Below are 6,494 nucleotides of genomic sequence, written 5' to 3'. Positions count from 1 at the left end.
GGATAGCGCCGTCCATTTGAGCCGCACCAGTGATCATGTTTTTAACATAGTCAGCATGTCCCGGACAGTCAACGTGTGCATAGTGGCGAGTTGGTGTGTCGTATTCAACGTGTGAAGTGTTGATGGTGATACCACGTGCTTTTTCTTCAGGTGCGTTATCGATTTGATCGAATGCACGAGCTTGACCGCCGAATTTTTTAGCAAGTACAGAAGTAATTGCAGCAGTTAAAGTTGTTTTACCGTGGTCAACGTGGCCGATTGTACCAACGTTAACGTGGGGTTTTGTACGTTCAAATTTTTCTTTAGACATCTTAATGTTCCTTTATTAAATCACTTCCCTTTATCTTAAAAGGGAAGTGTTACTTTATTTATGTAAAAATTATTTCGCTTTACGAGCTTCAATAATTGCTGTTGCAATATTTGTTGGTGCTTCATTGTACTTCAAGAACTCCATTGAGTAAGAAGCACGACCTTGTGTTTGAGAACGTAGGTCTGTTGCATAACCAAACATTTCAGAAAGTGGAACTTGTGCTTTAACTGTTTTACCAGTTGCAGTATCTTCCATACCTTCGATCATACCGCGACGACGGTTTAAGTCACCGATAACATCACCCATATAATCTTCAGGGGTTTCAACTTCTACTTTCATAATCGGTTCTAAAAGCACAGGTTTAGCTTTCATAAAGCCTTCTTTAAATGCCATTGAACCGGCAATTTTAAATGCCATTTCTGATGAGTCAACATCATGGTAAGAACCATCAAAGATAGTGACTTCAACATCAACAATTGGGTAACCAGCAAGAACACCGTTTTTCATTTGTTCTTGACAGCCTTTATCAACTGCCGGGATGTATTCTTTAGGAACTACACCACCAACAATTTCATTGTTGAATTTGTAACCTTCGCCACCAGCTTCCAATGGTTTGATTTTTAACCATACATGACCATATTGACCACGACCACCAGACTGACGAACAAATTTACCTTCTTGTTCAACTTCGTTGCGAATTGTTTCACGGTATGCTACTTGTGGTTTACCAACATTTGCTTCTACTTTAAATTCACGTTTCATACGGTCAACGATGATTTCTAAGTGAAGCTCACCCATACCAGAAATAATAGTTTGTCCAGATTCTTCATCAGTGTGAACACGGAATGAAGGATCTTCTTGTGCTAAACGACCTAAAGCAAGACCCATTTTTTCTTGGTCAGCTTTAGTTTTAGGTTCAACTGCAACAGAGATAACTGGTTCAGGGAACTCCATTCTTTCAAGAATGATTGGTGCGCTTTCAGCACAAAGTGTATCACCAGTCGTTACATCTTTAAGACCGATTGCAGCAGCGATGTCGCCGGCACGAACTTCTTTAATTTCTTCACGTTTATTCGCATGCATCTGAACGATACGACCAAAACGCTCTTTTTTGTCTTTAACAGAGTTAAGAACAGTATCACCAGAATTAACCACACCCGAGTAAACACGGAAGAAGGTTAAGTTACCAACAAATGGGTCAGTGGCGATTTTAAACGCTAATGATGAGAATGGTTCATCATCACTAGAGTGACGCTCAGCTGGTTCACCGTCTGCTAGTTCACCTTTAATTGCTGGTACATCAGTTGGTGCTGGTAAATATTCAATTACCGCATCAAGCATAAATTGAACACCTTTGTTTTTAAAGGCACTACCACAAGTTACTAAGATGATTTCATTAGCAAGTACACGTTCACGTAGTGCTAATTTAACTTCTTCTTCAGTTAACTCTTCACCACCAAGGTATTTTTCCATTAACTCTTCGTTAGCTTCTGCAGCAGCTTCCATTAAGTTTGCACGCCATTCTTCGACTTGCTCAACCATGTCTGCTGGTACATCTTCATAAGTAAATGTTACGCCTTGATCAGCATCATTCCAGTTAATTGCTTTACGTTTAAGTAAATCAACAACACCGGTAAATGCTTCTTCAGCACCGATTGGTAGAACTAAAGGAACTGGCACAGCTGCTAAACGGGTTTTGATTTGATCAACTACACGTAAGAAGTTAGCACCCATACGGTCCATTTTGTTTACAAATGCGATACGTGGAACTTTATATTTGTTTGCTTGACGCCATACTGTTTCTGATTGAGGTTGAACACCACCAACTGCACAGTAAACCATTACTGCACCATCTAAAACACGCATAGAACGTTCAACTTCGATTGTGAAGTCAACGTGTCCCGGGGTGTCGATGATATTGATACGGTGTGGTTCAAATTGTTGTCCCATACCTGACCAGAATGCAGTTGTCGCTGCTGAAGTGATAGTAATACCACGTTCTTGTTCTTGTTCCATCCAGTCCATGGTAGCTGCGCCATCATGAACCTCACCAATTTTGTGACTTACACCAGTATAAAACAAAATACGTTCGGTAGTTGTTGTTTTACCTGCGTCAATATGTGCACTGATACCGATATTACGGTAGCGTGCTATAGGGGTTGTACGAGCCATATTAATCCTCTATTTAGAATCGTTTGCTTAATAAAATATCATTTAGGTTGACTGACAGTAGATATGTGCTGTCAGTCTAATTTCAAGCCACTTAATAGCAGTGGAAAGATTACCAACGATAGTGTGCAAACGCTCTATTAGCTTCAGCCATACGATGAACATCTTCGCGTTTTTTCACAGCGGTACCTTTGTTTTCAAAAGCATCCATAAGTTCATTCGCTAGGCGTAAAGCCATTGATTTATCGCCACGTTTACGTGCTGCATCTACAATCCAACGCATTGCAAGTGCATTACGACGAACTGGACGCACTTCAACAGGAACTTGGTATGTAGAACCACCAACGCGACGAGACTTAACTTCTACAGTTGGTCTTACGTTATCTAGTGCAACTTCGAAAGCTGCTAAGTGGTCTTTTCCACTACGCTCAGCTAATTTATCAAGAGCTGAATATACGATTGATTCTGCGATAGATTTTTTACCATCTATCATTAAAATATTTACAAATTTCGCCAGTAAATCTGAACCGAATTTCGGATCAGGTAAAATTTTTCTTTGACCGACAACATGACGACGTGGCATTGGAATACTCCGTTTATATGTTATAAATTTTCAGGTTTACCCAAAACTCAAATGAGTTAAATGGAATTATTATAGTTTGGCCTTACTTAACGGAGTTCCATTAAGCTTTAGGTCGTTTCACACCGTATTTAGAACGGCTTTGTTTGCGATCTTTAACACCTGCGCAGTCTAATGCACCACGAACAGTGTGATAACGAACACCAGGTAAATCTTTAACACGACCACCGCGGATTAAAATCACGCTATGTTCTTGTAAGTTATGACCTTCACCACCGATATAAGAAGTTACTTCAAAACCGTTGGTTAAACGTACACGGCATACTTTACGTAATGCTGAGTTTGGTTTTTTCGGTGTAGTAGTGTAAACACGTGTACAAACACCGCGTTTTTGCGGGCATGCTTCAAGGGCAGGAACGTTACTTTTCGCTTCCTTTAGCGCTCTTGGTTTGCGTACCAGCTGATTAATTGTTGCCATTAATAAGCTCCTGATTAATTAAAATAAATTTAAAAATTGCTTTTTAGATACGTAATTAATAACTGTAGCCCAAAGCCTATGGATATAAGTTTTGGGTCGCAAGATTCTAGACCTCAACAGGCATAATGTCAAGTATTACCACAAGTTCATTATGTTATTTAATTAAACTATTTTTGGTTATCAAGCATCATCTTATTAAACAAAGTTTATCTTTTATTGATAAGTTATTGCTGAGGTTTTATGTATCACTTTTTAACACAATGAGTATTCAATGCCGTAAATTGCCTAAGCAAATATTGAGTAATAATGTAGCTTAAGCATAGGGTAATGGTCATTAAGATAGGAAGAGACAAACGGTAGAAATTTAAGCTAAATTTTTATCAAAAAAAACGGTAATATGATACTGGTTATTGGATAAATGTTGTGCGTAATTGTGATGAATGTAAAAAATGAACCTTATAAAGTTGTATTGTTATTTAATGCTAATAATATTTACGATCGTCAAATCTTAAAAGGTATTGGTGATTTTTTAAAGTCACATCATATTCATTGGAATATTTATATCTCTGAAACGCTGCGTTATGACACGACCACCTCTTTTCGTTTTGACTGCGATGGGATTATTGCTAATTTTGATGATCCGGATATTGCCGATTTGCTTAAACATGTTCAAATTCCAATAATTGGGGTGGGTAGCTCTTATCATGGTACATCGAGCTATCCTAATGTGCCTTATGTTGCTGCTGATAATTTTGCCATTATTGAAAGTGCATTTAATCACTTGTGCGCTAAGGGGATTAGTCAATTTGCCTTTTACGGTTTGCCTTCTAACCGATATTGTCGTTGGGCTGGGGTGCGAGAAGACATTTTTAAGCAAATTTTAGCCCAAAAGGGGTATGAAGGGTTTATTTATCAAGGCATGTCTACTTCGCTTGATAATTGGCAAGAAGGCTTAGATAAGCTCTCTAAATGGTTGCTCTCTTTGCCGATTAATACCGGTATTATTGCCGTCAATGATGCCAGAGCACACCATATTTTACAGGCGTGTGATAGAGCAGGCATAAAAATACCGGAAGAGTTATGTCTAATTGGTATTGATAATGAGGAAGTCATCAATGATTTATCAATGGTATCGTTATCGACCGTTAAGCAAGGTACGGAAGAGATGGGATTTAATGCGGCAAACTTGCTCCAAAAACGCTTTATGAAAGGTAACGTGCCGGTGAGTCCTTTACTTATAGCTCCTAAAAAAGTGATTGCCAGACGTTCGACAGATTATCGATCGATTCAAGATCCCTATGTTATCCAAGCCATTCACTATATTCGTGATCATGCCTGTAAAGGAATTAAAGTGGAGCAAGTAATTTCACAAATGCAGATATCACGCTCTAATTTGGAAATTCGATTTAAATCGTCATTAGGTAAAACCATTCATGCCGTTATTCATGAAGAAAAATTTAATCAGGCTAAATACCTTCTGCTTGAGTCATCCTTATCCATTCAAGCCATTTCTCAGCAATGTGGTTATCCGTCAGTTCAGTATTTCTATTTTCTGTTTAAGAAACGTTATGGTATGACCCCTAAAGATTTTAGACGGCAATTTACCACACTTAAGTCGGCGCCACTTTAACGTCATGAATAATAGGTAACATAAACAAAAAGGAAAAAGCTTAAATAATATTTTTCCTTTTCCTTTTTGATGCGTTTATTTGTCAACTGAACGAATTAAAAGTATGGCAGTGCCGCCAATCATGGCAAACACAAAAGAGACAATAAAAATAGCTGAAAAGCCCCAAAAAAGGATCACATATGCGGTAATAATTGGTGCAATTGCTTGAGTTATTGTGTTACCGAGATTATAGAACCCTAAAAAAAAGGCTACTTGATTCTTATCGGGGATGACTTGTAAATTCAATAAATTGTCGAGTGAATTCCATATTCCCATGCCGATTCCTGCGGAAAATGCATAAATTAACACGCCTATTTGATTTGGGCATAGCAATAAGCTTAATGCACCAATGCCTAATAAGAGGGTAGATAACCCAACCGGTAGTTTGAGCACTTTTAATTTATCGCAGATTGGACCGGCAATAAATCCCATTAAAATGCCAAAAATTAACATAATTAAATTAAGGAGCTGGATGGCATTTTCTGTTTCAGATGGATTGCATTGTATAAAATCGGTCAAAATAAACAGTATGCAACCGATGATAGTAAAGTTACTGATGCCTTGAAAAAGTTTCCCAATTAATGCCAAATAATAGTCTCGCCCGATTTCCCATTTGGGAAAGATATCCAATGTATCTTGGAATTTTTTATCGCTTTTGGATAATTTGTTTTCCCTCGTTTGGTTAAGGTTTGAAGGCTCTTTTACAATCAATACCGACAGTAATACGCCAATGAATGTAATAATACCAAAAACGATAAAGCCAAATCGAAAGTTGCCTAGAAACATCGCAGCAAGTATTGTAAAACCGTTGTTACCTAACGCCATACCTAGTCCGCCATAAGCGCTCGAGGCCGTGCCTTTTCTCTCTTCAGCGGCAAAGTCTATCCAGGCTACCATAGGAGCAACAATAAAGTTTAAAGCAACTTGGCCGAGTAACCAACTACACAACAAAAAAGGAATACTGTTGGCCATTGAAGCTAATATCATGGATAACATAAAGGCGACAGCGCCGGCTACAATCCAAGGTGAGCGATTACCGAATTTGGAGCGTGTTCGATCCGATAAATAGCCTGCAAGCATATTTGACATCGCCGCAGCTATCATACCACTAGAAGAAAATAGCGCTAATAATTGGAACTTACTGTTTTCATCAATTTGTTGAATTAGCGCCGGTAAAAAGAGACTTGATGCGGCAATATAGGGACCTAACCACGATGCCGGGCCGATAATTAGTCCGGGAATAAGTCGAGTTAATGGAATTGTTGTTTTCATAATACTTTACCTAAAA

Annotated in this window: 6 protein-coding genes; 1 reads left to right on the top strand and 5 read right to left on the bottom strand. The window is 38.5% G+C overall.

All coding sequences use genetic code 11. The annotated features are described in order from the left end of the window. From J3U37_RS11715 to rpsL, 4 genes are all read right to left on the bottom strand, one after another. Window positions 1–310 (bottom strand): GTP-binding protein (locus tag J3U37_RS11715; protein ID WP_267337976.1); only part of this gene is annotated, 310 nt, incomplete at its 3' end. A gap of 69 nt (window positions 311–379) precedes the next feature. Then, window positions 380–2,482, bottom strand: a complete 2,103-nt coding sequence (gene fusA, locus J3U37_RS11710) for an elongation factor G (RefSeq protein ID WP_220218323.1) — start codon at window positions 2,480–2,482, stop codon at window positions 380–382. Window positions 2,483–2,591: 109 nt separating this feature from the next. Further along, window positions 2,592–3,062, bottom strand: coding sequence for a 30S ribosomal protein S7 (gene rpsG / locus J3U37_RS11705; protein ID WP_034883788.1), 471 nt, complete (start codon window positions 3,060–3,062; stop codon window positions 2,592–2,594). A gap of 100 nt (window positions 3,063–3,162) precedes the next feature. Further along, window positions 3,163–3,537, bottom strand: a complete 375-nt coding sequence (gene rpsL, locus J3U37_RS11700; protein WP_034883792.1) for a 30S ribosomal protein S12 — start codon at window positions 3,535–3,537, stop codon at window positions 3,163–3,165. Window positions 3,538–3,973: 436 nt separating this feature from the next. On the opposite strand from rpsL, the gene J3U37_RS11695 reads away from it, so the two are divergent. Next, the gene (locus J3U37_RS11695; RefSeq protein ID WP_267375048.1) at window positions 3,974–5,167 is read left to right on the top strand and encodes a XylR family transcriptional regulator; all 1,194 of its coding nucleotides are present in this window, start codon (window positions 3,974–3,976) and stop codon (window positions 5,165–5,167) included. 75 nt (window positions 5,168–5,242) lie between these two features. Here J3U37_RS11695 and J3U37_RS11690 read toward each other — a convergent pair whose 3' ends face one another. Then, window positions 5,243–6,478 (bottom strand): MFS transporter, encoded by a 1,236-nt coding sequence (locus tag J3U37_RS11690; protein WP_267375045.1) that lies wholly within the window; start codon window positions 6,476–6,478, stop codon window positions 5,243–5,245. Between the last annotated feature and the right edge of the window lie 16 nt (window positions 6,479–6,494).

It is taken from the genome of Gilliamella sp. B3172, assembly GCF_026536465.1.
Lineage (GTDB): Bacteria > Pseudomonadota > Gammaproteobacteria > Enterobacterales > Orbaceae > Gilliamella.
This window is presented reverse-complemented; position numbering and strand designations above follow the sequence as displayed.